This window comes from Streptomyces sp. NPDC002577, from assembly GCF_053594815.1.
Genome location: NZ_JBSFWK010000008.1, coordinates 1 through 26461, shown reverse-complemented (window position 1 = coordinate 26461; position 26461 = coordinate 1). Strand labels below are relative to the sequence as shown.

Below are 26461 nucleotides of genomic sequence, written 5' to 3'. Positions count from 1 at the left end.
CCTGAAGCGGAACGACGGCTTGTCAAACCGGCCCGGCGAGCTGTGGCACGGGCGCCGGGAGCCCCCGACCGATGCCCGGCCCGCGCGCGTGCACCGGGCCGGGGTGCGGTCGGGTTCTCATCCGGTGGCGTTCAGGCGCGCGGTGGCGCGCAGCAGGGCGGGTGAGATGCGGCCGATGATGCGTGCGGCCTTGGCCTCGAAGGTGACGGGCACGACCGGACGGCGGCGGAGTACCGCGCGGACGATCTGCTCGGCGACCTTCTCGGGCGGGAAGTTGCGCTTGGCGTACAAGCCGGAGAACTTGGCCTGTTTGGCGGCCTGTTGTTCGGGGTTCAGTCCGGAGAAGGTGGTGGTCCTGGTGATGTTGGTGTTGACGATGCCGGGGCAGATGGCACTCACGCCGATGCCGGAGTCCACGAGCTCGGCGCGCAGGCAGTCCGACAGCATGTACACCGCTGCCTTGCTGGTGGCGTAGGCGGCCAGCACTTTGGAGGGCAGATATGCGGCGGCGGAGGCGAGGTTGACGATGTGGCCGCCCTCGCCCCGCTCGGCCATGCGGGTGCCGAAGGCGCGGCAGCCATGGATGACGCCCCACAGGTTGACGTCGAGGACCCGCTGCCATTCCTTCTCGGTCGTGTCGAGGAAGGTTCCGGAGTGGCCGATCCCGGCGTTGTTCACCAGGATGTCGGGGACTCCGTGGTCGGCGGCGACCTCGGCGGCGAAGGCGTCCATGACCGGGCCGTCGGAGACGTCGACCCGGTAGGCGTGGGCGGCGGTGCCCAGCAGGCGGGCGAGCTCGGCGGTGCGCTCGGCCGCGTCCAGATCGAGGTCGCACACGACCACGTCCGTGCCGCGTTCGGCGAAGGCGAGCGCGGTGGCCCGTCCGATGCCGCTGCCCGCTCCGGTCACGACGGCCAGACGCCCGGCGAAGGGGCTGCCACCGTTCTCGCCCCCGCGACGCTTGCCCGGCCGGATGCGGCCGGACCGGTCGAAGCCGGGGGGCGCGGCGGCGCCTTCGGAGTGGGCGACGAATTCACGGACCATGCGTGCCACGGTCGTTCCTTTCTCCAGCAGTGCCGACCAGTGGGTCGCGGGCACGGTGCGCCGCCAGAGGTTGGGCACCCACCGCTCCACGCCCTCGGCCAGTGCGGGGCTGACGTAGTGGTCCTTGGTCAGGGTGACGAGTTGCACCGGGACCTCGGTGAGCCGCTGCCGCGGACGCAGCACCCTGGGCAGCATGTTGGCCCGGTACAGGCCGATGCCGCGCACCGCGTCGTCACGGAGAGTCGGCTGCGGGTGTCCGGGCCGGGGCGTGACGCCCTCGATGCGGTGGAGCACCTGGTCCCAGCGGCGGGCGAGGCCGTGACGCCAGACGGCGGGCGCGAGGAACGGCAGGTGGAAGGCGACGATGTACCAGGAGTGCGCACCCTGGGTGAGGAGTTGCCCGAGGTGCCTGGGGGTGGGGCGGGTGAGCCGGTGCCGGATCCAGTGCCCTACGTGGTCCAGGCAGGGGCCCGACATGGTGGTGTACGAGGCGATACGGCCGGCCGCCCGCGGATCGGTGACCGCTTCCCAGGACTGGATGGACCCCCAGTCGTGGGCGACGAGGTGGACGGGCCGCTCGGGGCTGACCGCGTCGGCCACGGCGAACAGATCGTCGGCGAGCTGCGGCAGTCCGTAACCGGCGCGCCGCGCGGGCGCTCCGGAGCTGCCGGCGCCGCGCACGTCGTACCGCACGACGTGGTGGTCTTCGACCAGTGCCGCGCTGACGTCGTCCCACACACGGTGAGTGTCCGGATAACCGTGCACCAGCAGCACGGTGGGCTTCGCGGGGTCGCCCTGCTCGTAGACGGCAATGGCGACGCCACCGGAGAGCACGGTGCGCAGGCGGGGCTCGGCATCGGCAGTGGCTCCGGGCTCGCGGCTGCCGGAGGGTTCGGGAGCGTTGGTCATCGGGCCTGTTCCTTCGTCCAGCGGTGTACGTGGGGCAGGTCGTCGTCGAGCCAGTAGGCGTCGTCCTCGGTGACCACGAGGAGTTCCTCGAACTTCAGTCCCACGTCGCCGAATCCGACGTGCGGTTCGACGGCCCACAGTCCGGGGGTGGGGGCGTGCCGCGATGAGCGGCCGTCGGCCCACAGGGGGGAGCGGCCGTGGAGGCGTTCGCTGATCAGCTCGCGGCCGAGGGTCTGCAGGGTGCGCACGCCGAACCCGAAGAGGGTGACCCCGGCCGGACCCCGGGCCTTCATCCGGGTGACCTGGTGCCCGATGACCCGGCCCGGGTACACCTTGTGCCGGTTGTCGTAGCCGTGGTGGGCGATCAGTGCGTCGACGGCCTGGTAGATCTCGTCGAGCGGCTTGCGCGCCCGCACCTCGCGCAGGATCAGCTCCCGGTATTCACGCAGGTCGAGGGCGATACGGTCCCACACCGGGTTCTCACCGGCCTTGCCCGCGTAGCCGATGTCGGCGGTGTATCCGTCGACCACCGGAGCGCAGTCGAGGACGAACGGCATGCCCTCCTCCAGGCGTCGGCGGCCGGCGAAGAACTGGAGCGGTGTCTTGAAGTGCCGGAACGCGGTACGGTCGCCGAACCAGGCGAACGGGACGTGGAAGAAGTCCTCCACGCCTTCCCTCATCAGCTCCTGGCGCAGCCGGGCGGCGGCCTGCCGTTCGGTCACGCCCGGCTCCAGCCAGTCGGCGACCCGTCCGGCGCACTCATATGCCAGTTGCTGAAGCTCTCGGAAGCGGTCGAGGTCGGCCGCGTCGAACGGGAAGGCCGGCGCGGCTTGGCGCCTCCCGCTCGAGGGCTCGGTGGGTGTGGTGGTCATCGGGGCTCACTTCCAGGTCGTGGTGCGGCCGTGAAACGGTCGAAGTTCCGTGGCAGGGCCGGCCTGTGACGGACCGGATTCCCTGGCTGGGCGGGTTCCGTGCCGGATTCGGTGGCTGGACGGGTTCCGTGACGGGGACAGGGAACCTCACAGGTCGAGGACAAGACGTTCGCCCTCGGGGGCGCGGGAGACGCAGACGAGCATCTCGCCGTCGGCCCGCTCCCGATCGGTGAGCCGGCGGTCGCGGTGCTCGACACTGCCGCCGACGACACGCTGGCGGCACACGCCGCAGAAGCCCTGCCGGCACGAGTACGGCACGGCCGGCAGGCTCTCGCTCAGTACGTCGAGCGCCGAGCGGTCGGCCGGGACGGGCAGTACCTGCTGACTGCGTGTCAACTCGATCTCGAACGGCCTGCCGTCAGTGACCGGCGGCGGCGCGAACCGCTCGAAATGCAGGGCAGAGAGCCTGCCGGGGCCGAGCCGGTCGAACGCTGCGCGGATACCGTCGAGCATCGGGGCCGGGCCGCAGCAGTACACGGCGGCACCGGCCGGCGCGCGCCGCAGCAGCTCGGCGCAGTCCGGCACGCCGTGCTCGTCGTCGGTGAGGATCTCCACCCGGGTCGGGTCGAGCCGTGCCAGCTCCGCGCCGAGCGGCAGGGACGCCCTGGTGCGGCCGGTGTGGATCAGCCGCCAGTCCAGGCCCCGCTGGGCGGCTTCGCGGGCCATGGGCAGGATCGGGGTGATACCGATGCCGCCCGCGATGAGCAGCACCGCCGGATCGGCGGCGAAGGGGAAGGCGTTACGCGGTCCGGTGACGGTGACGCTGCTGCCCGGTGAGAGGGAGTCGTGGACCTCGAGGGATCCGCCGCCACCGCCGTCGAGGCGGCGTACCGCGATGGTGTAGCCGTACCGGTCGGCGGGGTCCCCGCACAGGGAGTACTGCCGTCTGCGCCCCGACGGCAGCTGGAGGTCGATGTGGCTGCCCGCCTGCCACTGCGGCAGGCGCCCTCCGTCCACGGCCGTGAGCCGCAGCGAGACGACGTCGTCGCAGTGCGTCGTCCGTTCGGCCACGACGAGGCGAAGGGTGCCGCCCGCCGCGCCGGCCGGAGGGCGATCGCGGGAGCCTCGCTCGGCCATCCTCGCGGCGAGGGGTATGTAGGTGTCGCTGAAGGCGGTGATGGCCCGCATCAGGCGGTCGCTGCGGTCGCGGCCGTACAGGTCCGGCGGCGGTGCGGGGTACGTGGTGCTCGCGTCCATGGGATGGTCGTCGGTCCTTCGCGGCTCGGTCGGCTGGGTTCGCGATCAGCGGATCAGTGGGCGGCGGCGCGGGCCGCCGGGGAGGAGCCGAGGTAGGCGATCGCCTGCCGGGTCGAGCCCTCCTGGCTGGGGTGGTAACCGCGGCGCAGATAGCGCGCCGCCGAGCGCGCCGTCTTCCCCAGCTCCGGCAGGAGCCCGCGGCGGGACGCCGCCAGGTATCCGCGCCAGCCGGCCTTGACCGTGCCGCCCAGCTCGGGGTCGGCGGCCATCAGAAAGCGGGCGCCACGGATCCACAGCCAGTACAGCACCGGCCCGGCGATGGCCATGGCCCGGATCCGCCGTGCGTAGCCGGGGTCGAGGTGGGTGAGCAGGTCGTAGGCGACACTGCGGTGTTCGACCTCCTCCGCACCGTGCCAGCGCAGCAGGTCGAGCATCACGGGGTCGACACCCACCCGGTCCAGGGCGTCGGCGTTGAGCACCCAGTCCCCGAGGAACGCGGTGAAGTGCTCGATCGCCGCGATCAGCGCGACGCGTTCGATGACGTGTTCGCGCTGCTGAGACGGCGTCAGCCCATCGCGGTCGCCCAGCACACGGTGGAAGAGCCAGTCCATGTGGCGGACGTACGGGGCGGGGTCGAGCCCCTTGGACAGGAAGTGGTCGAGTACGCCCTGGTGTGCTTCCGCGTGGACGGCCTCCTGTCCGACGAAGCCGAGCACGTCCTCCCGCAGCCGCTCGTCGGTGATCATCGGCAGGGCCTGCTTGAACGTACGCACGAACCATCGTTCGCCCTCGGGAAGCAGCATGTGCAGCACGTTGATCACGTGACTGGCCAGCGGCTCGCCCGGAATCCAGTGCAGAGGGAGGCGCGCCCAGTCGAACTGCACGTCCCGCGGTTGCAGGACCAGATGGTCGTGCTCGTCCGCATGTGGAGCCGGAGGAGCGGGCGTTCGTGCTGACTTCTTGAGCATGGCAGGCCTCTCGGTCGCACACGGGGACTGTGGCGGGCGGCGCTTCGGTAGCGGGTATGCGGCACGCCCCTGACGCCTGCCGCAACCGTCAACCGGACCGCGGGCCCGCTATTGAGTGTTACTCAACAGTAGGGCTTGTTGACTTGAAGTCAATAGGATGTGCACATGGCACGCTCCGACTCGTCCGCACGACGGCTTCCCCCCGATGACCGCCGGCAACAGATCCTCGCGACCGCACGACGCCTGCTGGACACCCGGACCATCGACGACATCTCCGTCGAAGCCGTGGCCGAAGAGGCCGGGGTCTCCCCCGGGCTGCTCTTCCACTACTTCGGCTCGCAGCGCAAGTTCCGCCATGCGATCGTCCAGATGGCGGCCGACGAGCTTCTCGGCAAGCTCGCACCGGACCCCGCCCTCAGCGCCGCCCAGCAACTGCGCTCCGGCATCGAGACCTTCGTCTCCTACGTAGCCCGCCACCCGGTCATGTACCTCGCCGTGGTCCGCTTCTCCAAGAGCGGCAACGACCTGGGCACCCTCCACCGGACCGTACGCGCCACCCTCGCGGAATGGATCCTCACCGGGCTCGCGGGAGCGGGGATGCCCATGACACCGGCCGTGACCCTTTCCGTCAGCGGCTGGCTGGCCTTCATGGAGGAGGCCGTGCTCAGCTGGCTCGACCAGCCCCGAATGACCCGCGCGGAACTGGTCGGCCTGTGCGAACGCGCCGTCTACCAGCTCCTGGCCGGAGCCCTGGACGACCCACAGCACTGGGAGGAGATCAGGAGTGCCATCGAGCGGCGTCAATGACCAGTCACTTGATCCCTTGCTTGCCAGGGCCCGGGGGTTGCGGGAGGACCTGGCCTCGGTGCCGGTGTCGTTCGCGCCGAAGGGGGGTGTGAACGTGGTCGTTTCGCCGGAATCGAGGCTGTGCCCTGCCGGCTGGATCGGTGTGGTGTCCATGGGCGGGTCGGCGATCGTGACCGCGCCCAGCGAGCGTGCGGCGATGATGGTTCGCGATGCGCTGGAGGGGTTGTCTGCAGAGGTAGTCACCGATGCTGAAACGCTTCGCGAAGTGCTACCGGTGGCTCGGGTGCTCGGCCCTGCTGCGCTGGCCTACGCCTCCCCGGACGGATTCCGTCCAGCCGCGCCCACCTCGCTGCCGGTGCAGCTCCTTCCCCGTGACCACCCGGATCTGCGGAATCTGGAGAAGGGTGCGGGCCAGGAGGACACTCAGGAAGCCGGCTTGTACGAGATCACCTCGCCGGCTTTCGTCATCCGCGAGGGAGACGCAGCGATCGCCGCTGCCGGATACCAGTCATGGCCGAGCCGGACCGCTCACATCAGTGTGCTGACCTCCCCCGCGTGGTGGGGGCAGGGGCTCGCCCGGGTGGCGGGCTCGGCAACGGCGGCGCACGCGCTCGCTGCGGGACTACTGCCGCAATGGCGTGCCCGGGTGCCCGCATCTCGGCAGGTTGCGGTTGCTTTGGGGTTTCAGGAATTGGGTGCCCAGCTCAGCATCGAACTCCTTTGACACGGCGGCAGGATGGTCCCACCTACGGCACCGTGGTTCCGCCCTGCGCGGCCGACCGGCCGACTCCAACTCCAGCGCAACCAGGCTCGGCCAGCCCGTCAGCCCGACGCTTGAGCGACGATGCCCGTACGCCCCCTGGCTAGGTCTGCGTGTGGCTCAGGCGGTAGGCGTGATCGAGGTCCCGCACCTCCACCGAAGAGACGACCTCGTGCCCGTCCCCGAGGTGCAGATGCTTTGCGAGCAGGGCCAGAGCGTCTTCGGAGAGCCTGGCCTTGAGGACGTCAGGGCGGCCCGGCAGCAACCCCACCTCGACGTGGATGAAAGCCATCCGGCCGTCCCCGTCGCCATCGGCGTTCACGTCCCCCACGTACGTTTCCCCGGCGCGGCGGATGAAGGTCTTGCACACTCCGTTCGAGCCCGCCTCCTCGACCACCATCGGGTGCAGCTCCCTCACGAACGCCTGCCGGTCGAAGACATCGGCCAACCGGGGCGAGTAATCAATGGTGATGTGGGGCATGACGGACCTCTCGACACAGACGCATGCATCTTACATCTACCAACCGTCACCCCTTGCGCCACCGCGGTGCTGTGCCGGCTACCGCAGAGGGTCAGGAGTTTCGAGCGATTCGCTGTTCGAGCCTGGCCCGGCAGTCCGGCCACTCCGCTGCGACGATCGAGAACATGGCAGAGTCACGGAGCCGACCGTCCTCGCCCGGCGCCCAGGACCTGGACCAGTTCCGCAGCACCCCCTCGAACCGTGCACCCACGCCCTCGAGCGCAGCCCGCGAACGGCTGTTGCGTGCATCGGTCTTCAAGTCGAGGCGTGCCACCCCCCAGTTCTCGAAGGCATGCCGGAACAACAAGTACTTGGCCTCGGTATTCACCCCCGTACCTTGAGCCGACGCCGCGAGCCAGGTGAAACCGACCTCGATCGCGCACAGTCGGTCTCCAGTAGGCCACAGGCGTGGATCCCAATAGGCCGTTGCTCCGACCGCCCGCCCGGACGCCTGCTCCACCTGCGCGTACGGGGCCAGCTTCCCGGCGGCGGCACGGGCAAGCTGGGCATCGATGTACTGCTCCACCTCGGCCGCCGTAGGCACCCACGTGAACCGATACGAGTTCCGGTCCTCCTCCGCCGCCGCGGCCAAGTCCGCCGCATGGCGGTGATCCAGAGGCTCGAGGCGCACGAGCGCGCCTTCCAGAACCGGCCCCTCCAACGTGAAACTCATCGATCGCCACTCCCGTGCCGGCACAGATCGGTCGTATCCAGGGCGCAGCCCCAGGCCGCAGCGTTCCAGAGCGATCGCGTCATGTCGCCCGAATTCCGTCCCCGCGAAACCGCGGCGCCGACGCCCACCGTGGCGGCGCCGTCGATTTCGTCTCGTCCTGGCCACTCAGATCCTGATCCGGTGGGAAGGCCGTACGCGCGCGCCCGCCTTCCCACGCCCTTGCCGGGGTGTTCGGAGATGTCACAGGCGAGGTTGCTGTCTCGTCGTACGGGGTGCAGGCAATCCTCGATCAAGGAGTAGACGATGCATCTCGCGCTGTGGATCGCTGCCGGACTGCTGGCCGCAGTGGCCTTGACCGGCGGCATCAGCAAGACGTTCGTACCCAAGGAGAAACTGGCTGCGGTCCAGGGTGGGGGATGGACCGCAGACGCCGGCGTCGCCTTCGTCAAGACGCTCGGCGTCCTCGAACTCCTGGCCGCAGCGGGCCTGATCCTGCCCGCCGCGCTCGACATCGCACCGGGTCTGGTGCCGGTGACCGCCGTCTGCTGGGTGTTGCTGATGGTCGGCGCGATGATCACCCACGGCCGCCGTGGCGAATCCAGCCTCGTGGTGCTGAACCTGGTCTATCTCGCGCTTGCAGCCCTCATTGCGTGGGGCCGCTTCGGCCCCGAGTCCTTCACCGGCTGACCGGCGGCACAACGCACGGTGCCCGATCATCCAGCCCCGTCCCACTCAGGACTCAGGGCGCAAAAACGCCCTGGGACAGCGGGGCTGTCTTGTCCCAGGGGTTGAGAGTCGATTGTCGATCACGGAGGGTGATGATCAGGCGAGTGTTCGTGGCAGATGGGGCCGGGGCGAACAGAAGGCGACGGGCGTGTTCAGCAACCGCCAACGCCCATGGCGACACCAAGCGGGAATTCGGCTGGCAGCTGCGCCACCCCTCGTGGCGCCAGGGCTTCAAGGAGGAGCCGGCATGAGCAGGACCGAGGAGTTCCAGGAGCTGCGGCCGCTACTCTTCTCGATCGCCTACCGGATACTGGGCAGCGTGAGCGAGGCCGAGGACGCGGTCCAGGAGACCTGGCTGCGTTTCGAGGCCTCCCCGACCGAGCCCAGGTCGGCCAAGGCCTTCCTCTCGGCCACGGTGACCCGGATCTCGATCGACGTGCTGCGCTCGGCCCGCGTCCGGCGGGAGGAGTACGTCGGGCCGTGGTTCCCCGAGCCGCTTCTCGCCGACCCTTACGAGGATCCGGCGCGGTCGGCGGAGCTGGCCGACTCGGTGTCGATGGCGGCCCTGTTGCTGCTCGAGCGGCTCAGCCCGCTCGAGCGGGCGGTCTTCGTACTGCGTGAGGTGTTCGACTTCGGCTTTCCCGAGGTCGCGTCGGCGGTGGGGCGCTCGGAGGCGGCGTGCCGCCAGCTCGTGGTGCGGGCGCGGCGCCATATGGCTGCGGGCCGGCCCCGCTTCGAAGCGGACCGCAAGGACCGGGAGGAACTGGCGTCGCGGTTCTTCGACGCCCTCCGCGAAGGCGACGTCGCCGGCCTGCAGAACCTGCTCGCCGCCGACGTGTCGATGGTCGGTGACGGCGGCGGCAAGGCCCCGCAGCTGGCCAGGGCCGTCATCGGCGCCGAGAACGTGGCCCGGCTGCTTGCCTCCGTCTTCCCCCGGATGGCCTGGGTCGACGTGACGTTCGAGCGGCACGAGGTCAACGGCCAGCCGGGCGCGATCTTCCGCGACCGGGACGGCAAGGTTCTCCACACCATGGCGCTCGATGTACTCGACGGGCAGATCCAGGCGATCCGCACCGTGATCAACCCCGACAAGCTCGGGCACATGGGCCCAGTAGCGGACGCCTGGGCCATCCACCGGGAAGTAAGACAGGCACGCCGGCCCACCGAGTAACCGCAGCAGCCGACCGCACCTCGAACCCCCACCCCCGCCCTACAGGAGCTCGACATCAACTGAGTTCGCGTACCCACTCCTTGCTGGGTAACCGCACCCATCCGCCGCGCTCCCCCGCTGACATACCGTCCGCGTATGTCCGAGGAGACCGCGCCGACCGACGCCACCACCGCCCCGACCGACTCCGGGCCCCCCGCTTTCGTCATCGGGGGCCTCGGATGCGGCTGCGTCGCACTCGTCGTCGCACTCGTTGTGATCGTCCAGTTCGCACTGGGCTCATGGGGGTCGGCAACGGATTTCCCCCGCGTCGCACCCGAGGACATGGCGAGCCGCGCCTTCCAGCGCTCCCAGAAGGCGTATGACGTCGTGGGGTTCAAGCGCACCGTGGAACCAGGAGCCGAGCAGGTCGGCGTCAGCACGGAGAACACGTTCAGCTCCGATTTCTGCTACGACGAGGGCCTGCTGGGGATGGCGGACAAGACCGTCGACGGGGCCTACCGGATGAGCCACAGCTGGGCGCTGGACCACGTCCCCGCGAGCCAGGCCGTCCCCGGCCTCCGCCGACTCCACCAGCACTTGAAGGACAACGGCTGGCCGGTCACGGCCTTCCGTGAGGGCACGAAGGGCAAGGAGTGGGATCTGTACGTCCAGCGGGACGACGGGGCCGAGATGATGTCCTTCACCTGGTTCCCGGACCGGGAGTACTTCATCGGCGGTGCCACCGTGCCCTGCGCCTACGACCCCGAGTGGGAGGACGGCGACCTCGGCCCGTCGGGGGACGACCAGACGCCGCCGGCCCTCGGATCCAGTTCCGGTCAGGAAATCCCTACAGCACCTCCCACGTGACCGACGGCGGCCCACCCGGTGAGGTGACCTTGCAGGCGGCCCGTTACCAGGCCCTGCGCGTCGTCGACACTGCGCCCTCACTCAAGGCCGGCCGTCTGATCCGCGTCTCAGGTCGTCTTCGTCTGGCCGCCGTCGATGACGAACTCGGCACCGGTGATGTTCGCGGCGCACGGTGAGGCCAGGAAGACCGCGAGGTCGGCGACCTCCTGTGGCTCGGTGAAGCGCCCGGTGGAGATGCCCATCTGCCGGGGCACCACCACCTCGACGGCCTCCTCGGCCGTCGTCCCGGCATCAGCAGCGACGATGTCGGCGAAACCTCCGGGAGCGGTCCAGAACGGGGTGCGCACCGGTCCCGGGGCGATGGCGTTCACGCGTACGCCGCGCGGCGCGAACTCCTCCGACAGCGCCTTGGTGAGGCTGGTCAGCGCGGCCTTGGCGGCCGAGTAGTCCACCACCATGGGGAAGGGCATCCGGGCGTTGATGGAACTGACGTTGACGATCGCGCCTCCGTCGCCCGCGAGCAGATGCGGCAGCGCGGCGCGGCTGGCGCGGACCGCGCTGAAGAAGTTCAGCTCGAAGCCCCGCTGCCACTGCGCGTCGTCGATGCCGAGGAAGTCGGTGCGGTGATCGGTGCCGCCGACGTTGTTCACCAGCACGTCGATCCGGCCGTGCCGTTCCACAGCCGCCCGGATCAGCGTCTCCGCCCCTTCGGTCGTACTGAGATCAGCGGCGACGAAGGCGAGGTCGTACGCGTCGCGTACCGCCGCGAGCTCCGCGGACTCGCTACGGCTGCCGACCACGACCCGCGCGCCCTCACGCCCGAACGCCTCGACGACGGCAAGGCCGATGCCCTTGCCGCCACCGGTGACGACGGCAACCTTGTCGCTCAGCTCCAGCTCCATCGACTCCCGCTCCCCTGCCATAGACCCAGCGTTAAATCTCCGAACGAATCGGTCATTCACCGCATTCTGGCCCATGGGACTGGTGTCGCCTGTGAAGGCGCGACGCGACGACCCGCCGCCCCCTCATCCAGGCCGCCTCTGAGCGGTGCGAGCCGTGACCCCACGCCGGGTGCGCCCCAACTGCCCCGCGGACCGCCGGAACCGCTGACCTGACGGTGCGAAATGCCCTACGGTGGGAGCGTCGGACCAGCGACGGAAGCGGTGACGGGGATCAGGGCAGCCCGGTCGGCTGCTGGAGCGACTCCACCACAGCAGGCAGCCACCGAACACTACTTCTGCGGAGAATGTGACCCGTGGGCCCGGAACGTTTCCGCATCGCGGCCGTACTCGGCACCCGCCAGGGCAGCGGGTATCTCTTGACACCCCGTCTCGTCCTCACCGCCGGACACGTGGTGCAGAACCGCTACCTGGCGAAGGTCGCGACTCTCGGCGGCGTCGGTGAGGTCGAATGCCGCGTGGTGTGGTCGCGGCAGGACCGCGAGTGCGATGCCGCGCTCCTGCTCGCCAAGCGAGACCTGATCCCTGCCGAACTCGCCGAGCAGCTGGCGCCCGTGCGCTGGGGCGTGCCCTCCGGACTCGCGCCCATGGAATCCTGCCAGGCCATCGGTTTCCCGCACATGCAGCGCGACAGCGAGGGCGGACTCGACACGGAGCAGATCGTCGGCACGTTCAAGCCGGGTTCGCGCATGGTCCGCTCGCGATACGTACTCGACAGCCCGCACACGCCGCCTCTCGCGCAGGCGGACGGCCTCTCGCCGTGGGCGGGCATGTCCGGGGCCGCTCTGTTCGCGCAGGGAACGATCATCGGTGTGGTGGTGACGGACCCCGTCAACTGGCAGCACGGTCGCCTTGAAGCCGTACGAAGCCGCGTGCTCTTCGGGGACCCGGAGTTCATCGAGCGGCTGGTGAAACACACCGGTCACCAGCCGACCGTGGACGAACTCACCGATCCCGAGCACAACCCGCACGCCGCGTTCGAGCGCCGATACGCGGCGTACGTGGCCGAGTTCTACAACGAACTGAGGATTTTCGGACTCGACTTCAGCCGCCAGGAACACGCCCAGTGGCCACTGGACACGGCGTATCTGAGCCTGGAGCTGGCGCCCCACCACAGGCGGAGGTCCGGATCGGAGGACCCGGTCGGCGAGCCGGGCGGCCGGTTCCACGATCCGGTCGGCGGCGGACGGCAACGTGTCGAGACGGCGTTCGCACGCCGGACCCGCATCCTGCTGCGCGGCCACGCCGGTTCCGGCAAGACGACCCTGGTGCAGTGGCTCGCCGTGACCGCGGCCCGGCAGGAGTTTCCCCTGGCGCTCGGGCACCTTCAGGGCTGCCTGCCGTTCGTCCTGCCGCTGCGCACCCTCACCCGGCGCGATGCGCTGCCGGAACCACAGGACTTCCTCTCCGCGGTCGGCAATCCGCTGCACTCCCTGCAGCCCGAAGGCTGGGCCGACCAGGTCCTGCAGTCCGGGCGCGGGCTTCTGCTCATCGACGGCGTGGACGAAATCCAGGAAGGCGACCGGCAGCGGACCCGGGACTGGCTCAAGCAGCTGATCACCCTCTACCGCGACTGCGTCTTCCTGGTGACGACCCGCCCCTCGGCCGTGGACGACGGCTGGCTGAGCAGCCAGCAGTTCACCGAGCTGAACCTGCTGCCGATGAACCGTCAGGACGTCACCGCGTTCATGCACCGGTGGCACCAGGCAGCCGCCCAGACCGTCGAGCGCGCCGAGGAACGGGCCCAGCTGGCGGAATACGAGCAGGTCCTGGCGGACGCCCTGCCCCGCAAGAACGACCTGGGCCGCCTTGCGACCAACCCCCTGATGTGCGCGATGATCTGCGCGCTGAACCGCGACCGCAATTCCTACCTGCCGCAGAACCGTCTGGAGCTGTACGAGGCCGCGCTCAGCATGTTGCTCGTCCGCCGCGATGTGCAGCGCAGGGTCGCCACGCATCTGCAGATCAACGAGAGCGCCCAGCTGTGGCTGCTGCAGCAGCTCGCCTACTGGATGATCCGCAACGGCCATGCCCAGGCCGACCGCTCCAACGCGCTACGGGTCGTCGCCGATGCCCTGCGCTCGATGCCCCAGGTCGCCGCACCCGAGCAGGCCGCAGACATCCTGGACCACCTGCTGCTGCGCAGCGGAATCCTGCGCGCGCCATCCCCCGACACCGTGGAGTTCATCCACCGCACGTTCCAGGACTACCTCGGGGCGAAGGCCGCCGTGGAGGGCCAGGACCTCAACCTGGTGGCCGCGCACGCCCACGAGCCGCAGCGGGAAGACGTGGTGCGGATGGCGGTCGGCCACGCCCGCGCGGACGAACGCGCGGTACTGCTGCGCCGCCTGCTCGAACTCGGCGACGTGGCCGCCTCCCCGCAGCGCGAGCGGCTGCACCTGCTTGCCGCGGCGTGCCTGGAGCACGCTACGGCTCTCGCCCCAGACGTTCGCGCCGAGGTCGAGGAGCGTGCGGCAGCTCTCGTACCCCCCGAAAGCCCGGCGGACGCCGAGCTGCTGGCTCAGGCCGGAACCGTGGCACTGGACCTGCTGCCCTCGCCCGAGGGGCTCACGGCGGGACAGGCCGGCGCGGTCGTCCGTACCGCCCGCCTGCTGGGCGGCGAGCACGCCTATCAGGTGCTGCACTCCTTCCGCGCCCATCCGGACCAGGACGTCCGGCAGGAACTCGCGGACGCCTGGGACGGCTTCGACGCCCGGGCATACGCAGAGGGCATCCTCGTCCACACACCGCTCGCAGGAGTACGCCTTACTGTGCGCAGCGCGGCGCAGCTCTCCGCGCTGTCCGCGATCGGTTCGGTCCCCGTGCTCTCCTGCGTGGGCGACTTCCGAGCAGAGGCGCTGTCGCCCGTACTCCGCCACGCCCGCCCGGACGACTTCACCCTGGATGCCAACGACAAGCTTCAGGACCTGGAGTTCCTGGCGGCGGACCTGCCGGAGCTTTCCGTGCTGTGCCTCTCCGACTGCGGCGGACTCACGGACTACTCGGCCCTGCGTCGCCTGCGCGTGAACACCGTCATACTCCGGAACGTGCCCAGCGGCCCCGACCTGTCCCCGTTGCAGGACGTGGAGACGCTCCACGATGCGACCCTGCGGTGGGATCGGGGCGGGGCGGCACGCCGCCTCACGCTGACCGACGTTCCCTTTCCCGCAGGTCTGCGGAAGCTCCGGCTTCTCGGCAACCTTGTCGTCGACGACCTCCATGCGATCCGTCGCTGGCCGCACCTCACGTCACTCGCCCTGTCCGGCGCGCCGGTGCCGGCCGAAGAGCTGGCCGCGCTCAGCCGGCTCCCCTCGCTGCAGGACGTGGACCTCACCATCGAAGACCTCTGCCCACCGGACCTCTCCCAGGTGGTCCGTCTGCCCGGCGTGACCAGCGCGCAGGTGACCACCTATGCGACCGGAGACCTCTGCACCGCGGATCTCCTTCCCCGGTTGTTTCCCTCGCTTCGGGCGCTGCGCTTGCACGTCCAGTTCACGCACGCCGGCCGCAGACCGGCGACCATGGACCTCTCCGCGCTCGCCGGCATTCCCGACGCCTCCGTCACCCTGAGCTGGGCGTCCTCAGGCGATCTGCGGGTCACCGGAGCCGAGTGCCTGCCGCCTGGTTCGGTACGCCAGGTCCTGAGGTACCCCACGTCCGATGCGCCGAAGCCACCGTCTCCCTGGTGGCGCCGCCTCAGCGGCCGCTGATACACACCACGCTCGGGACCGTCCGAGCCCGACCGGACCACCAGCGGTCACCAAGGGAAGACGGGACGGAGCGGCATGCCCTACCGTCGATCGTCAGTCGACGACAGGAGGATCAGTGCCGGACTTCGCGGACATCGAACTCGCCGCCGCGGTGCGGGCGATCAGGGACGGGCTGATGCAGGCGGCCGCGGCCGGGTCCGGAGAGGCGGTGCGCTTCGAAGTCGGCCCGATTCAGATGGAGTTCACGGTCGAACTGCGTCACGAGGCCGGGGCCAAGGGCGGCGTCAAGGCATGGGTGGTCAATGCCGACGCCGATGCGAAGGCATCTCGGAGCCGTACCCATCGGATCGCCTTCACCCTCACCCCCAAGGACGCCGCCGGGGGCAGCCTGGAGGTCGGCAACGATGTCCACGGGGGCACGAGCCGCTTCAACTCCGTCGAGTAATCGCCGTCCTGCGCCGCGGGATCGCCGTGGGCATCATGGTCGGCATCGGCCGCACCCTGCACGACGCAACGGCTGCGGACTCACTGCTCGGGCCTGTTCACGCGGATCAGCGTCTGCTGTCCGTTGGCGACGAGCGACCGCCGGCCGTCCTGGACGTCGAACACCTCCAACTGGCACACGGTCAAGGTGCGTCCGGACTTCAGGACGGTTCCGACCGCCTCGATATGGTCGCCGACGGCGGGTGCGAGAAGGTTGATCTTGTACTCGACGGTGAGCACCTCGGTGTTCTCGGGGAACAGGGTGAAGGCCGCGTAGCCGCCGGCGCTGTCCGCGATGGCGCTGGTGGCACCGGCGTGGAAGTAGCCGTGCTGCTGGGTCACTTCGGGCCTGCCGGGAAGGACGATGTGCACACGGCCGGGCGCGATGTGGGACATGCGTGCACCGAGGTGGCTCATCAGCCCCTGGCGGTCGAAACTGGCCTGGATGCGCTTGTGCACCTCGGGGCTCGCCTGTTCCTGCTGCGTCTGATCTTCCATGGGCTCTCTTTCGACGGACATCAAGGTGTGCGAACGGGTGGGGCGGGTTCGTCAGCCGGCCAGGCGTTCCACCAGCAGCAACCCACCGATGACGATCATCATGGCACCGGAGGTGCGGGTGACCGCCCTGGCTGCCGAGGGCCGGGTCTTCAGCACCGTGCGGGCCAGGACGCCGACGGCGAGGTAGACGACAGCGCAGGCCGTCATGTGAAGCATGCCGAGCAGCCCCGTCTGTGCGGCCACAGGCCAGCCGCCCCCGAAGTCGATGAACTGCGGAAACAGCGAGAAGTACAGCAGCAGCGCCTTGGGGTTCAGGCCGCTGATCCCGGCTCCCTTGAGCATGATCTGCAGGCGCGAGGAGGCCATTTTCTCCGTGGACGCGGCCAGGACGGCAGGCTTCCTCAGTACGCCCCAGCCCAGCCACATCAGATAGGCGGCCCCAAGGACGGTCAGCGCGGTGATCAGGCTCGCCGAACTCGCCACGATCACCACCAGGCCGGCCACGGCAAGCAGCGTGTATCCCGCGTATCCGGCTATCAGCCCGGCGACCGCAGGGACGACCGACCGGTCCCGCAGTCCCGCGGTGATCGCGTAGGCCCAGTCCGCGCCGGGGGTGAACACCAGCAGCAGGTCCACTGCCAGGAAAGCCGCGATCGTGGTCGTGTCCATGGATCGATCCCTCTCACATTCAACGTTCCAAGAGGGAAGATTAGGCGCGATTTGCCCGAAAGTGTTTGCGTACCTACTTCATGATCGCGCCATTTGAGGGAGAATCTTCTTCATGGATGCCCTGGACCGGAAGATTCTTACCGAACTGCAGTTGGACGGCCGCCTGACGGTGACCGAGCTCGCCGCGCGCGTGAAACTGAGCGTCTCGCCCTGCCACCGCCGCTTGCGTGACCTCGAGCGAGAGGGAGCGATCCGCGGCTACCGCGCGATCGTCGACCCGGCCGCCGTCGGCCTGGATTTCGAGGCCCTCGTCTTCGCCACCCTGCGCTGGTCGGACCGCGATACCGTCGACGCCTTCGAGGAGGCCGTGGCCGCGGTCCCGCACGTGCTCCAGGCCCAGCGCCTGTTCGGCGAACCCGACTACCTGCTGCGCGTCGCCACCGCCGATCTCGCGGCTTTCCAGCAGCTCTACGACAAGCAGCTGGCCAAACTGCCGGGCGTCCAGCGCCTGACGTCCACCCTCGTCATGAAGAACGTCGTCCAGGACCGCCCGCTGCCCGAGTAGCCCTCCCGCCGGCGAGAGGCCACCCGCCTTCGCCGGACACCGCGATCACCCCCATCCGACCGGTGTCGACAGACCGCCCCCAGCCCTGGGGCATTACGCCGCCACATCCTCGGATGCACTCAGCTTCTCCGACTCCCCCGACCAGGGCGCCGCGGCGGCAACAGCGGTCGCCTCATGACAGGGGCAGCAGCATGCCGTCCCTGCATACCTGCCCTCGCAGCGACGGTGCGAGGTCGTCGAACACCAGCCGGAGATGTAACAGTGCGGAGCCCGCGTACGCAGCATGGTCATTGACGCCACTCTCCCTACACGCGGCCGCTGCGGCCCGTGGCGGTAAGGCCCGGTTCGGCGGTGGCAGCAGCGGTGCGGCATACACCCCGATCAACCGGAGCCGAGCAGTCGAGCGACAGTGCGGCCGGGAATCTCATATACGTGTCATATACAACAATATCTCGGCGTCATTGATTCCCGCGGACAAAGCGACAGCCTTGACGCGACGGCAACGGGAACGGGAACGAGATTCGGATCGGCGGCAAGTCTCCGCTCGATACGCGGGCGAGGTCCCAGGCCCGCGTGATGTGGGGGCAGGCCAGCCGCCCAGCCCTGCCTTGCCCGCGCCGCGCGCAGCGCGGGCAAGGCGGCGTCGTTCGGGTAGGCGGCTCCGGCAGCGCACCACGGTCGGCGCCCCACGGATGCCGTCAGGCATCCCTCCGGGCGCCGACAGTTCAAGCGTTCTTCGGCGCAGCCTGCTGAATGACCTCGAAGGACCAGAGTGTGGAGCCGGTGGCCGCCGGCTTGGGGCGCTCTCCGCCCTCCGCGCTGCCGCCCTGATGTGCCGCCTTCATCGGCCCCTCGAGCCAAGCCTGGAAGGACTCCTCGTCGCGCCACCGCGTGTAGACGAGGTAATTGTCGGTGCCTTCGGCCGGGCGGAGGAGTTCGAACCATTCGAAACCGTCGGAGTTCTCGACGGCGTGCGCCCGGGAGGCGAAGCGCTTCTCCAGGATGTCCCGCTGTTCAGCCGGTACGGTCAGTACGTTGATCTTGACTACGCTCATGGCCCCATCCTGCCGCAGTGGTGGGCGGCACCGCGGCACCGGCATGGTGGTACATCGCAGCAGTACTGCTTCCATGCGGCAGTACTGCTGCATGGAAGCAGTGCACCCGCATCGGTCTGCTTTACGGCACGCGGCCGGTCCACGCCGGCGACGAGAACTTCGTGACGGTGAGTTCCTCAGCACGCTCGAGTTCCTGCCGGGTGATACGGCCGGTGGTGAGGCCGTAGCGTGCACGGAATGACTCGATCATGCGGTCGATGACGGCGTCGCGGGACAGGCCGGTCTGCCGCCTGAGCGGGTCGACACGCTTCTTGGCGCTGCTGACGCCCTTGCCGGACAGCTTCTCCCGGCCGATGCGAAGCACCTCGAGCATCTTGTCGGCGTCGATGTCGTAGGACATGGTCACGTGGTGGAGGACCGCGCCCGGACCACCGTCGTGGCCGACCATGCGCTTCTGCGCGGCCCCGGCGATCTTGCCCGCCTCGGTGGCGATGTCGTTGAGCGGCTGGTACCAGGCCTTGATGCCCATGTCGTCGAGGGCACCCAGGACCCAGTCGTCGAGGTAGGCGTAGGAGTCGGCGAAGGACAGCCCCGACACGAGGGAGGCGGGCACGGACAGCGAGTACGTGATGGTGTTTCCGGGTTCCACGAACATGGCCCCGCCACCCGAGATGCGCCGTACGACGGTCATGTCGTGGTGGCGAGCGGCTTCGGCGTCGACCTCGTTGCGCAGGGACTGGAAGCTACCGATGATGATGGCCGGTCCGCCCCACTCCCACACCCGCAGAGTCGGCGGCCGGCGGCCCGCGGCGACCTCTGCGGTGAGGACCTCGTCGAGCGCCATGTGCAGGGCAGGCGGCTGAGGAGGCTCGTGGATGAGCTGCCAGTCGTAGTCGGTCCAGTCCGTGGCCTGGGCAAGCGCGCGGCGGACGGCGACGGCAACGCCTTCCGCGGTGAGGCCGTACATCACGGTGCCTTCAGGAAGGCCCGCTTCGATCCGCCGGGCGAGCTCAGCGGCCTCCGCGGTTACGGGGGCCCCTTCGAGAGCCTCGTTCACGGCGACGAGTGCCTCGTCAGGCTCGAGGAAGAAGTCCCCCGCCACCCGGACATTGCGCAGAACTCCGTCGCGGTCGTCGAGATCGACCACCACCAGTTTGCCCCCGGGCACCTTGTACTCGCCGTGCATGCTGATCCGCCTTGATCGTTCGAAGTACCGCCATCACGGTAACGCCACGGCCCTGCCCCTCGTGTTCCGGCGACATTCCCCCCATGTCGGCCGGACGGTAGCGCGCGCCCGGCACGGGAACCACTGCCGGCCGTCAAGGCGGTGGAGGGAGGCGGAGATGGCGCAGGCCGTCGGGCACGGGGCCCGCGGGCCAGGACGGGGATGCCGCCGCACCGTCGGCAGCCGTCGCGGGAGCGTCCGTAAGCCTCATCCGCTCCCGGAGCCGACCGTAGAAGTTGGCGGGCGCGAGCCTGACGATACGCAGGGGCTCTGGCGCCACCAGCACCGCGATCCAGTCACCCGGCTCGAGGATGCCGCGTGGCTGCCCGTCGACGCTGACCACGGCGCGACCGGAATGGGGCAGCACTCGCAGCGCGATCGACTCGTCCGGCGCGGCGATCACCGTACGGTTGAACGCCATGTGCGGGGCGACGGGAGTGAAGACCACCGCTCGCATCCGAGGAGAGAGCACCGGTCCCCCCGCGGCGAAACTGTAGGCGGTCGAGCCCGTCGGAGTGGCGACGATGAGGCCGTCCGCCGAGTACGAAGCCAGCAGCCGGTCGGCGATGTAGACCCCCACGCCGACCTGGTGGTCCCGCGCCAGCTTCTCGACGACGATGTCGTTCAGCGCGGTGACATCCAGCGCGACGCCGACCGAGTCGTTCTCGCCGCGACCCGGATGCGGCGGGGGCGGCGGCAACGCAGGCCCCCGCCCGTAGCACAGGATCTGCTCCACATCGGTGGGCACCTCCAACAGCCTGGACGCCCGCATCGTCAGCGTCATCCGCTCTTCGCACGCGCACTCTCCTGCCTGCACGGCGTCCAGCGCGTCCTCCACATCGGTGACCGGGACCTCGGTCAGAAAACCGACCTTCCCCAGGTCGACGCCCAGCACCCGGCTGTTGTTCTTGGCTGCGACACGCGCACCTCGCAGGAACGTGCCGTCCCCGCCGAGCGTCACGACGAGATCAGGACTGCCCGCGGCCTGCATCTCCTCCCGGGCACCGCGGCGCCTCCCCTGGCCCTGCCACACATCGATGTCCACGCACCCGATGCCGTGCCCCGTGCACCAGTCACGCACGGTCTGTGCTGCCGACACGGCCTCCGGGCGGCCCCCGTGCACGACGAGTCCCAACCGGCTGATCGGCATGTCGTCTCCCAGGTGCCGTCGTGCCGTCGCATCCGAAGGCTGTACGCCATCGTCACAGCTTCGGAAGTAGCCCGCCACGGGAAGTGGTCTCCCACCGAGGCGGCCCTCGCGGCTCTTCTGCGCCGGGGCGGTCTCGAAATCTCCCCGCAACAACCTATTGACATGACATTTGGACAGGGGTCATCGTACTCGCCTAGAGCGCTCTAGTAGAGCGCGATAGTTCCCGGAATCTCCGGGGCGAAGGGAAACGAAACCAGCGTGATGCCGATCGAAGTGCTGACCATGGGCCGCGTGGGAGTGGATGTGTATCCGCTCCAGACAGGCGTGGGGCTGGCGGAGGTCACCTCGTTCGGCAAGTACCTGGGCGGCAGAGGCGCTTCGGCACACCACCGTCGCCGTCATCGACGAGTGCGAGGTGGCGACCGGCGAGCGCGAGCCGTACGCCGCCGCCAAGGCGCTGCTCGCCGCCGGCGTGGAGCTGGCCGTGGTGCAGCACGGCCCGAAGGGCGTGCCGGCCCCCGCCCAAACAGCAGGTCACCGCAGGGTTCACCTTCCCCACCTCCAGCTGACGTCCCCCGTCCCCTCCCCGAAGGACACGCCATGGCAACGGCGCCATCCACCCTCCGCACCACCGCAGGCAACCTGTGCCTCGGCTCGGCCCCCGACTCGTGGGGCATCTGGTTCCCCGAGGACGAGCATCAGGTCGCCGCCGAGGACCTCTCCTTCGGCGAGGCGGTCAAGCGCGGCGTGTGCGTGTCGCCTCCGGCAGGTGTGCCGAACCCTGCCGACGTGGTGGCCGAACTCGCCAGGCTCGACGCCGAGTTGTTCGTCATCGTCGAGCAGGACCTGTACCCGTGCGCTCCCGACGTACCGCTGCCCATCGCCGTACGCACCCGTGAACACCTGGCCGGTTGCGGCCTGACCGGAACCCGACGCCCGAACAACAACCGGTAGGAGGCCGCCATGGACGTCAGGGACGACGCGGCACAGGCGCGCACCACCCCTTCCACGCTCATCGACGACGCTCCGCCGGCGGTCTCCCGGCGGCTGCGGCTCATCACCGTCATCGCCACCTTCGGCGGACTCCTCTTCGGCTACGACACGGGCGTCATCAACGGCGCCCTGCCCTACATGACCGACGACCTCGGCCTGACCCCGGTCACGGAGGGCATGGTCACCAGCTCGCTGCTGTTGGGCGCCGCGCTCGGCGCGGTCACCGGCGGCCGGATGTCGGATGCGCGCGGGAGGCGCCGCAACATCCTCCTGCTGGCCGTGCTGTTCTTCATCGGCGCGCTCGGCTGCACGCTGGCCCCGACCACCGCGGTGATGGTGGTGGCGCGGTTCGTGCTCGGCCTCGCGGTCGGCGGCGCGTCCGTGACGGTGCCCGTGTACCTTGCGGAGATCTCGCCCGCCGAGCGGCGCGGCGCGCTGGTCACCCGCAACGAACTGATGATCGTCAGTGGGCAGTTGCTGGCCTTCACGTCCAACGCGATCATCGCCCACGTGGGCGGCGAGTCCGGCGGCGTCTGGCGCTACATGCTGGTGATCGCGACCATTCCGGCCGTCGTGCTCTGGTTCGGCATGCTGGTCATGCCGGAGAGCCCCCGCTGGCTCGCCTCCCAGAGCCGCTTCAACGAGGCCTTCGAGGTGCTCAAGCAGGTCAGGTCCGAGGCCCGCGCCCAGGCCGAACTCAGCGAGGTGACCGCCCTCGCCGTCAAGGACGAGCAGGAGAAGCTCGGCGGCTGGAAGGACATGAAGGCCACACCGTGGGTGCGCAAGCTGATGTTCGTCGGCTTCGGCATCGCGATCGTGCAGCAGATCACCGGCGTGAACACGATCATGTACTACGGCACGCAGATCCTCACCGACGCCGGGTTCACCTCGGACAGCGCACTGACGGCGAACATCGCCAACGGCGTGATCTCGGTGCTGGCCACCTTCATCGGCATCTGGCTGCTGAGCCGGGCCGACCGCCGACCCATGCTGATGGCCGGCCAGATCGGCACGACCAGCGCGCTGTTGCTGATCGGCGTCTTCTCTCTGACGCTGCCGGAGGGCACGGGGCGGGCCTACGCAGTGCTCGCCATGACCATCACCTTCCTCGCCTTCCAGCAGGGCGCGATCTCGCCGGTGACCTGGCTGATGCTCTCGGAGATCTTCCCGATGCGGATGCGCGGCTTCGGGATGGGCGTCGCAGCCGTGGTGCTGTGGCTGACCAACTTCGTCATCGGCCTGGTCTTCCCGTCGCTGGTGTCCGGCATCGGCATCTCCAGCACCTTTTTCCTTTTCGTGGTGGCAGGTCTCTTCTCCCTGGCCTTCGTGAAGCTGTACGTCCCCGAAACGCGCGGCCGCACGCTGGAGAACCTCGAGACGGAACTGCGGACCCGATTCTCCTGAACACCCCTTCGCCCCCGGGCCGACAGCGGCCCGGGGGCCGTCGAAAGGACAGCCCATGACCGTGCGCGTAGGACCTCGGTGAACAGCCGACGCACCGCCTGCCGCGTCGTCGCCGATCAGCGCGGCGGCGCGCTCGGCGAGAACACGCTGCCCCGGAGTGGACACCACGAGCAGCCGCCGCAGACCGAACCATTCTGCCTCCTGGGGCAGTTGGGGCAGGCTGCCGGCGCTGAAGACCACGCGCATGGGCAGTGCCTCGTACGTGAAGGAGGACTGCTGCGGAATCATCACGTCGCCTCGGGTTCCGGCGCCAGGACGATGTCGAACCTGGCGTGTGTGCAGGGTGCGGTCACACCGAAGCGCTCGGCCTCCTGCTCGTCGTACGACTCGGTGAAGTCGGTGATCAGGCCCCGCTTGACCGCGAAGACGGCGTCGGAGTCGATGTACGGGCCGTCAGCGACGAACGCGTGGGTGGTCACCGGTCGATGGCCGTCGGCACTCGCGATGAAGTGGATGTGGGCGGGCCGGTAGGGGTGCCTGCCGGTGGCTTCGAGAAGGCCACCGACCGGGCCGTCGGTGGGGATCGGGTAGTGGGAGGGGACGACAGTGCGGAACCAGAAGCGGCCCTCGTCGTCCGTACGGAACAGGCCGCGCCCGTTGCCCGGGGGCTGTACGTCAGGCTGCTGCACGTCGTAGAAGCCGTCCTCGTTGCACTGCCAGACGTCGAGTCCGGCGCCCGCCAGCGGGGTGCCGTCGGGGGCGAGCACCTGGCCGGAGACGACGCAGGGGCGGCCGGTGCCGAGGAGGTCGATGGAGTCGCCGAGTTCACGGTGGGGGGACTCGGTCATGTGGAAGGGGCCGAGGACGGTGCTCTCGGTTCCCTTCTCGGTCCCGTTCAGGGTCTCGACGAGCATGGAGACGCCCAGGACGTCGGAGAGCAGGATGAACTCCTGCCGGGTGTCGTCGCATTTCTGGCCGACGGCGGTGAGGAAACCGATCGCGGCCTCCCACTCCTCCATCGTGGGCTCGATGTCCCGTACGAAGGCGTGCAGATGGCGAGTCAGGCTCCCCATCACCTCTCGCAACCGCTGATCCTGGCTCTGTCGAAAGCTGTCCACGACCGCGTCGGTGGCGGTCTCGACGGTGAAGTCCACTGTTACTCCTAGCTGCTCGGGAGGCCCTGTCCAACAAGATCATCCATGAACCGGTCTCCGGTGCAGGCGTCGCGCTCGGCGGCGTGGCTGTAGAGAGTGTGCTCGCCGTCGGGCCAGATGCGCACGGTGGCGGTGGAGGGGTCGGCGGCGCGCAGGAAGGGCTCCTGGTCCTCATAGCAGGCGAGGGGGTCCTCGCCGCCGTGCAGCAGGAGCAGCGGGCAGCCGATGCGGTGCTTGCCCGGATACGAGCGCAGGCTGTCCATGACCTCCGCCACCCGGTCCGGGTGGTCGGTGCCCAGCACAGCGGCCATCTGCTCCCGGGCGGTGCGGAATTCAGCCCGTGCGGCAGCCGCTGAGGACGCCGTCGCGGTTTTGGCTCCCTCATGGCTGGGGTCATCGTGGGCGTCGATCATCGCCCGTGGCCAATAGAAAGCTCTGATCAGTGGATAGCCGTGCGGCATGGCCCAAGGCAAGCCCGGCAAGCCCGGCAAGCCCGGCAAGCCCGGCAAGCCCAGGATCGCCTGCCGCCGGCGGTAGCGTTGCGGCTGGACGGCGATCTCCTAGCGGCACATCGGGGTGTTTCATGAACCAGCAGGTGAATCTCGTGACCTTGGGCGTCGAGGACTTGAAAGTGAGCCGCCGGTTCTACAGCCATGGTCTGGGCTGGAAACCGCTGCTCGATCTGGACGAGATCGTCTTCTACCAGATCGGCAAGGGGCTGGCCCTGGCACTCTTTCCCCTGGCCGACCTCGGCGCCGACACCGGACATGCGGCGACACCCGGCACACCGTTCACCCTCGCACAGAACCTCGATTCGCCCGCCGAAGTGGACGCAACCATGCAGCGGGCCCGTGCGGCAGGAGCGACTGTCCTCAAAGAACCGCAACGCGCGGCGTTCGGCGGCTACCACGGCTACTTTGCCGACCCCGACGGCCACCGCTGGGAGGTGTGCCACAACCCCGGCTGGTCGGTCTCGGACGACGGCACCGTGACACTGGCGGCTGTCGAGTCGGCAGACACGGACGATTGACACCGCTTCATACCCCCCTTGACCGTGGGGCCAGGACAATCGTCCACGGCCAGGGCGAGTGGATTCCGCAACGGATCGTGGCTTCTTCCGCATGGTCCATGCCACCTGGTCGATGCCGCCTATGGACGACAGGGATGGCGGTCAGCTCGAACCTTCATCCGTCGGGCTTCAAACGAGAAAGTTCCCCGCGGCGGGCGGGCGCGGGCCCCACCCGAGGACTGGCTGCGCCGTCTACCGCCCAAGGCGGCCCCCGGATCCGACGCGAGCGCCAAAGGCGAACCCGCCTCAGTGGCACGGGGGGAACCACTGAGGCGGGATGCCCGACATCATAGAACTTCGACACCCTTGCCGTATACCTGTTCGGGGTCCCGAATTGTGGCGGTGGCACGGTCGTCGTCGGCGGGCAGCCGCGCCAGGGCCTAGGGCAGTACCAGCGGGTCAGTTGACGGCCAGGACGTGTCAAGGACTGGAACTGTGGACGCCCCCAGAGCAAGCCACCTGCCGGTCCGTGTCCTCTTCCTGTCCAGGTGAGCGAGGCGGGTCACCCAGGGTGTGCGGCTGCTGCCGCTGAGAGGACGTCCGAACCTTGAGTTCCGTAGGCAGCACCTGTTGGATCGGTTCCTCTGATTCGACGCCTTCGATGGCGTCGATGAGGAGTTGCACCACTGCGGTGCCCATGCGGCGCGGCTTGAGGGAGAGGGTGGTGATGGGGGGTTCGGTGCTGGCGTAGACGGACGACTCGCTGCAGCACACCAGGAGCAGGTCGTCGGGTACGCGCAGCCCATACCGGCGTGCCGCCGCCAGCAGGTCGATTCCGTTGGGGTCGAAGAGCCCGTAGACGGCGTCGGGCCGGTCCGGGCGGGCGAGCAGGCGGTCGGCGGCGACCGCTCCGGCGCACGGGTCGTGGGCCGGGTACGCCTCGTACACGGGGTCCTGCCCGACGCGCTCGCACCAGTTCAGGTACGCCGTCGTGGACAGGTTGGTGTACGTGTCGGTGGAGGTGCCGGTGAGCA

Annotated in this window: 25 protein-coding genes and 2 pseudogenes; 12 read left to right on the top strand and 15 right to left on the bottom strand. The window is 69.3% G+C overall.

Features of this window, described 5'->3' with window-relative positions; genetic code table 11:
• Positions 1–117: 117 nt before the first annotated feature.
• The 4 genes from ACWD4J_RS13785 to ACWD4J_RS13770 all read right to left on the bottom strand — a co-directional run bounded on the left by ACWD4J_RS13785 (position 118) and on the right by ACWD4J_RS13770 (position 5050).
• The gene (locus tag ACWD4J_RS13785; protein ID WP_451395557.1) at positions 118–1953 is read right to left on the bottom strand and encodes an SDR family oxidoreductase; all 1836 of its coding nucleotides are present in this window, start codon (positions 1951–1953) and stop codon (positions 118–120) included.
• Positions 1950–2825 carry a M24 family metallopeptidase gene (locus tag ACWD4J_RS13780; RefSeq protein ID WP_451395556.1) on the bottom strand — a complete coding sequence of 292 codons (876 nt, stop codon included), beginning with the start codon at positions 2823–2825 and terminating at the stop codon, positions 1950–1952. The genes ACWD4J_RS13785 and ACWD4J_RS13780 overlap by 4 nt, the downstream gene beginning before the upstream one ends.
• 147 nt (positions 2826–2972) lie before the next feature.
• Positions 2973–4082, bottom strand: a complete 1110-nt coding sequence (locus tag ACWD4J_RS13775; protein ID WP_451395555.1) for a PDR/VanB family oxidoreductase — start codon at positions 4080–4082, stop codon at positions 2973–2975.
• Between the two features lie 53 nt (positions 4083–4135).
• Positions 4136–5050 (bottom strand): metal-dependent hydrolase, encoded by a 915-nt coding sequence (locus tag ACWD4J_RS13770; RefSeq protein WP_451395554.1) that lies wholly within the window; start codon positions 5048–5050, stop codon positions 4136–4138.
• Positions 5051–5215: 165 nt separating this feature from the next.
• On the opposite strand from ACWD4J_RS13770, the gene ACWD4J_RS13765 reads away from it, so the two are divergent.
• Positions 5216–5857 carry a TetR/AcrR family transcriptional regulator gene (locus tag ACWD4J_RS13765; RefSeq protein ID WP_451395553.1) on the top strand — a complete coding sequence of 214 codons (642 nt, stop codon included), beginning with the start codon at positions 5216–5218 and terminating at the stop codon, positions 5855–5857.
• Positions 5835–6581 (top strand): GNAT family N-acetyltransferase, encoded by a 747-nt coding sequence (locus ACWD4J_RS13760; RefSeq protein ID WP_451395552.1) that lies wholly within the window; start codon positions 5835–5837, stop codon positions 6579–6581. The genes ACWD4J_RS13765 and ACWD4J_RS13760 overlap by 23 nt, the downstream gene beginning before the upstream one ends.
• Before the next feature lie 139 nt (positions 6582–6720).
• Here the strand turns inward: ACWD4J_RS13760 and ACWD4J_RS13755 are convergent, their stop codons facing one another.
• Positions 6721–7098, bottom strand: a complete 378-nt coding sequence (locus ACWD4J_RS13755) for a 5-carboxymethyl-2-hydroxymuconate Delta-isomerase (protein ID WP_451395551.1) — start codon at positions 7096–7098, stop codon at positions 6721–6723.
• 91 nt (positions 7099–7189) lie between these two features.
• Positions 7190–7810 (bottom strand): GNAT family N-acetyltransferase, encoded by a 621-nt coding sequence (locus ACWD4J_RS13750; protein ID WP_451395550.1) that lies wholly within the window; start codon positions 7808–7810, stop codon positions 7190–7192.
• A 303-nt stretch (positions 7811–8113) separates the two neighbouring features.
• Between ACWD4J_RS13750 and ACWD4J_RS13745 the strand changes: the two genes are divergently transcribed.
• From ACWD4J_RS13745 to ACWD4J_RS13735, 3 genes are all read left to right on the top strand, one after another.
• On the top strand, positions 8114–8497 hold the full coding sequence (locus tag ACWD4J_RS13745) for a DoxX family protein (RefSeq protein WP_451395549.1): 384 nt from the start codon (positions 8114–8116) through the stop codon (positions 8495–8497).
• A gap of 286 nt (positions 8498–8783) precedes the next feature.
• Positions 8784–9707: an RNA polymerase sigma-70 factor gene (locus tag ACWD4J_RS13740; protein ID WP_451395548.1), complete on the top strand. Its 924-nt coding sequence runs from the start codon at positions 8784–8786 to the stop codon at positions 9705–9707.
• Between the two features lie 135 nt (positions 9708–9842).
• Positions 9843–10553: a hypothetical protein gene (locus tag ACWD4J_RS13735; RefSeq protein ID WP_451395547.1), complete on the top strand. Its 711-nt coding sequence runs from the start codon at positions 9843–9845 to the stop codon at positions 10551–10553.
• A 107-nt stretch (positions 10554–10660) separates the two neighbouring features.
• Here ACWD4J_RS13735 and ACWD4J_RS13730 read toward each other — a convergent pair whose 3' ends face one another.
• Positions 10661–11455: an SDR family NAD(P)-dependent oxidoreductase gene (locus ACWD4J_RS13730; RefSeq protein WP_451395756.1), complete on the bottom strand. Its 795-nt coding sequence runs from the start codon at positions 11453–11455 to the stop codon at positions 10661–10663.
• Positions 11456–11808: 353 nt separating this feature from the next.
• On the opposite strand from ACWD4J_RS13730, the gene ACWD4J_RS13725 reads away from it, so the two are divergent.
• Complete coding sequence (locus ACWD4J_RS13725) at positions 11809–15222, top strand: NACHT domain-containing protein (RefSeq protein WP_451395546.1); 3414 nt, start codon at positions 11809–11811, stop codon at positions 15220–15222.
• Between the two features lie 115 nt (positions 15223–15337).
• Positions 15338–15667 carry a trypco2 family protein gene (locus ACWD4J_RS13720; protein WP_451395545.1) on the top strand — a complete coding sequence of 110 codons (330 nt, stop codon included), beginning with the start codon at positions 15338–15340 and terminating at the stop codon, positions 15665–15667.
• An 80-nt stretch (positions 15668–15747) separates the two neighbouring features.
• Here the strand turns inward: ACWD4J_RS13720 and ACWD4J_RS13715 are convergent, their stop codons facing one another.
• The gene (locus ACWD4J_RS13715; protein ID WP_451395544.1) at positions 15748–16203 is read right to left on the bottom strand and encodes a PaaI family thioesterase; all 456 of its coding nucleotides are present in this window, start codon (positions 16201–16203) and stop codon (positions 15748–15750) included.
• A gap of 51 nt (positions 16204–16254) precedes the next feature.
• Complete coding sequence (locus tag ACWD4J_RS13710) at positions 16255–16872, bottom strand: LysE family translocator (protein WP_451395543.1); 618 nt, start codon at positions 16870–16872, stop codon at positions 16255–16257.
• A gap of 112 nt (positions 16873–16984) precedes the next feature.
• On the opposite strand from ACWD4J_RS13710, the gene ACWD4J_RS13705 reads away from it, so the two are divergent.
• The gene (locus ACWD4J_RS13705; protein WP_451395542.1) at positions 16985–17437 is read left to right on the top strand and encodes an Lrp/AsnC family transcriptional regulator; all 453 of its coding nucleotides are present in this window, start codon (positions 16985–16987) and stop codon (positions 17435–17437) included.
• Positions 17438–18162: 725 nt separating this feature from the next.
• Here ACWD4J_RS13705 and ACWD4J_RS13700 read toward each other — a convergent pair.
• The 3 genes from ACWD4J_RS13700 to ACWD4J_RS13690 all read right to left on the bottom strand — a co-directional run bounded on the left by ACWD4J_RS13700 (position 18163) and on the right by ACWD4J_RS13690 (position 20867).
• On the bottom strand, positions 18163–18492 hold the full coding sequence (locus ACWD4J_RS13700) for an antibiotic biosynthesis monooxygenase family protein (RefSeq protein WP_451395541.1): 330 nt from the start codon (positions 18490–18492) through the stop codon (positions 18163–18165).
• Between the two features lie 121 nt (positions 18493–18613).
• Positions 18614–19678, bottom strand: a complete 1065-nt coding sequence (locus ACWD4J_RS13695; RefSeq protein ID WP_451395540.1) for a lipoate--protein ligase family protein — start codon at positions 19676–19678, stop codon at positions 18614–18616.
• 133 nt (positions 19679–19811) lie between these two features.
• Positions 19812–20867 carry an NAD(+)/NADH kinase gene (locus ACWD4J_RS13690; RefSeq protein WP_451395539.1) on the bottom strand — a complete coding sequence of 352 codons (1056 nt, stop codon included), beginning with the start codon at positions 20865–20867 and terminating at the stop codon, positions 19812–19814.
• 361 nt (positions 20868–21228) lie between these two features.
• Between ACWD4J_RS13690 and ACWD4J_RS13685 the strand changes: the two are divergent.
• From ACWD4J_RS13685 to ACWD4J_RS13675, 3 genes and pseudogenes are all read left to right on the top strand, one after another.
• Positions 21229–21384, top strand: a pseudogene (locus ACWD4J_RS13685) (5-dehydro-2-deoxygluconokinase); the annotation flags it as partial.
• Between the two features lie 167 nt (positions 21385–21551).
• Positions 21552–21821, top strand: a pseudogene (locus ACWD4J_RS13680) (2-keto-myo-inositol dehydratase); the annotation flags it as partial.
• A gap of 9 nt (positions 21822–21830) precedes the next feature.
• Positions 21831–23264: a sugar porter family MFS transporter gene (locus ACWD4J_RS13675; protein WP_451395538.1), complete on the top strand. Its 1434-nt coding sequence runs from the start codon at positions 21831–21833 to the stop codon at positions 23262–23264.
• A gap of 287 nt (positions 23265–23551) precedes the next feature.
• Here ACWD4J_RS13675 and ACWD4J_RS13670 read toward each other — a convergent pair whose 3' ends face one another.
• Positions 23552–24418, bottom strand: a complete 867-nt coding sequence (locus tag ACWD4J_RS13670; protein ID WP_451395537.1) for a dioxygenase family protein — start codon at positions 24416–24418, stop codon at positions 23552–23554.
• A gap of 8 nt (positions 24419–24426) precedes the next feature.
• Positions 24427–24729, bottom strand: a complete 303-nt coding sequence (locus tag ACWD4J_RS13665) for a hypothetical protein (RefSeq protein ID WP_451395536.1) — start codon at positions 24727–24729, stop codon at positions 24427–24429.
• A gap of 272 nt (positions 24730–25001) precedes the next feature.
• On the opposite strand from ACWD4J_RS13665, the gene ACWD4J_RS13660 reads away from it, so the two are divergent.
• Positions 25002–25448 (top strand): VOC family protein, encoded by a 447-nt coding sequence (locus ACWD4J_RS13660; protein WP_451395535.1) that lies wholly within the window; start codon positions 25002–25004, stop codon positions 25446–25448.
• A 459-nt stretch (positions 25449–25907) separates the two neighbouring features.
• On the opposite strand, the gene ACWD4J_RS13655 is transcribed toward ACWD4J_RS13660, so the two are convergent.
• A partial coding sequence (locus ACWD4J_RS13655) for a substrate-binding domain-containing protein (RefSeq protein WP_451395534.1) occupies positions 25908–26461 on the bottom strand: 554 nt, incomplete at its 5' end.

Bases quoted from the DNA above. Each gene is read 5' to 3' on its own strand.
- ACWD4J_RS13705 (WP_451395542.1), top strand. From the start codon at position 16,985: ATGGATGCCCTGGACCGGAAGATTCTTACCGAACTGCAGTTGGACGGC.
- ACWD4J_RS13730 (WP_451395756.1), bottom strand. From the start codon at position 11,455: ATGGAGCTGGAGCTGAGCGACAAGGTTGCCGTCGTCACCGGTGGCGGC.
- ACWD4J_RS13780 (WP_451395556.1), bottom strand. From the start codon at position 2,825: ATGACCACCACACCCACCGAGCCCTCGAGCGGGAGGCGCCAAGCCGCG.
- ACWD4J_RS13750 (WP_451395550.1), bottom strand. From the start codon at position 7,810: ATGAGTTTCACGTTGGAGGGGCCGGTTCTGGAAGGCGCGCTCGTGCGC.
- ACWD4J_RS13775 (WP_451395555.1), bottom strand. From the start codon at position 4,082: ATGGACGCGAGCACCACGTACCCCGCACCGCCGCCGGACCTGTACGGC.
- ACWD4J_RS13785 (WP_451395557.1), bottom strand. From the start codon at position 1,953: ATGACCAACGCTCCCGAACCCTCCGGCAGCCGCGAGCCCGGAGCCACT.
- ACWD4J_RS13690 (WP_451395539.1), bottom strand. From the start codon at position 20,867: ATGCCGATCAGCCGGTTGGGACTCGTCGTGCACGGGGGCCGCCCGGAG.
- ACWD4J_RS13765 (WP_451395553.1), top strand. From the start codon at position 5,216: ATGGCACGCTCCGACTCGTCCGCACGACGGCTTCCCCCCGATGACCGC.
- ACWD4J_RS13675 (WP_451395538.1), top strand. From the start codon at position 21,831: ATGGACGTCAGGGACGACGCGGCACAGGCGCGCACCACCCCTTCCACG.
- ACWD4J_RS13740 (WP_451395548.1), top strand. From the start codon at position 8,784: ATGAGCAGGACCGAGGAGTTCCAGGAGCTGCGGCCGCTACTCTTCTCG.
- ACWD4J_RS13715 (WP_451395544.1), bottom strand. From the start codon at position 16,203: ATGGAAGATCAGACGCAGCAGGAACAGGCGAGCCCCGAGGTGCACAAG.
- ACWD4J_RS13695 (WP_451395540.1), bottom strand. From the start codon at position 19,678: ATGCACGGCGAGTACAAGGTGCCCGGGGGCAAACTGGTGGTGGTCGAT.
- ACWD4J_RS13755 (WP_451395551.1), bottom strand. From the start codon at position 7,098: ATGCCCCACATCACCATTGATTACTCGCCCCGGTTGGCCGATGTCTTC.
- ACWD4J_RS13770 (WP_451395554.1), bottom strand. From the start codon at position 5,050: ATGCTCAAGAAGTCAGCACGAACGCCCGCTCCTCCGGCTCCACATGCG.
- ACWD4J_RS13710 (WP_451395543.1), bottom strand. From the start codon at position 16,872: ATGGACACGACCACGATCGCGGCTTTCCTGGCAGTGGACCTGCTGCTG.
- ACWD4J_RS13665 (WP_451395536.1), bottom strand. From the start codon at position 24,729: ATGGCCGCTGTGCTGGGCACCGACCACCCGGACCGGGTGGCGGAGGTC.
- ACWD4J_RS13735 (WP_451395547.1), top strand. From the start codon at position 9,843: ATGTCCGAGGAGACCGCGCCGACCGACGCCACCACCGCCCCGACCGAC.
- ACWD4J_RS13745 (WP_451395549.1), top strand. From the start codon at position 8,114: ATGCATCTCGCGCTGTGGATCGCTGCCGGACTGCTGGCCGCAGTGGCC.
- ACWD4J_RS13660 (WP_451395535.1), top strand. From the start codon at position 25,002: ATGAACCAGCAGGTGAATCTCGTGACCTTGGGCGTCGAGGACTTGAAA.
- ACWD4J_RS13700 (WP_451395541.1), bottom strand. From the start codon at position 18,492: ATGAGCGTAGTCAAGATCAACGTACTGACCGTACCGGCTGAACAGCGG.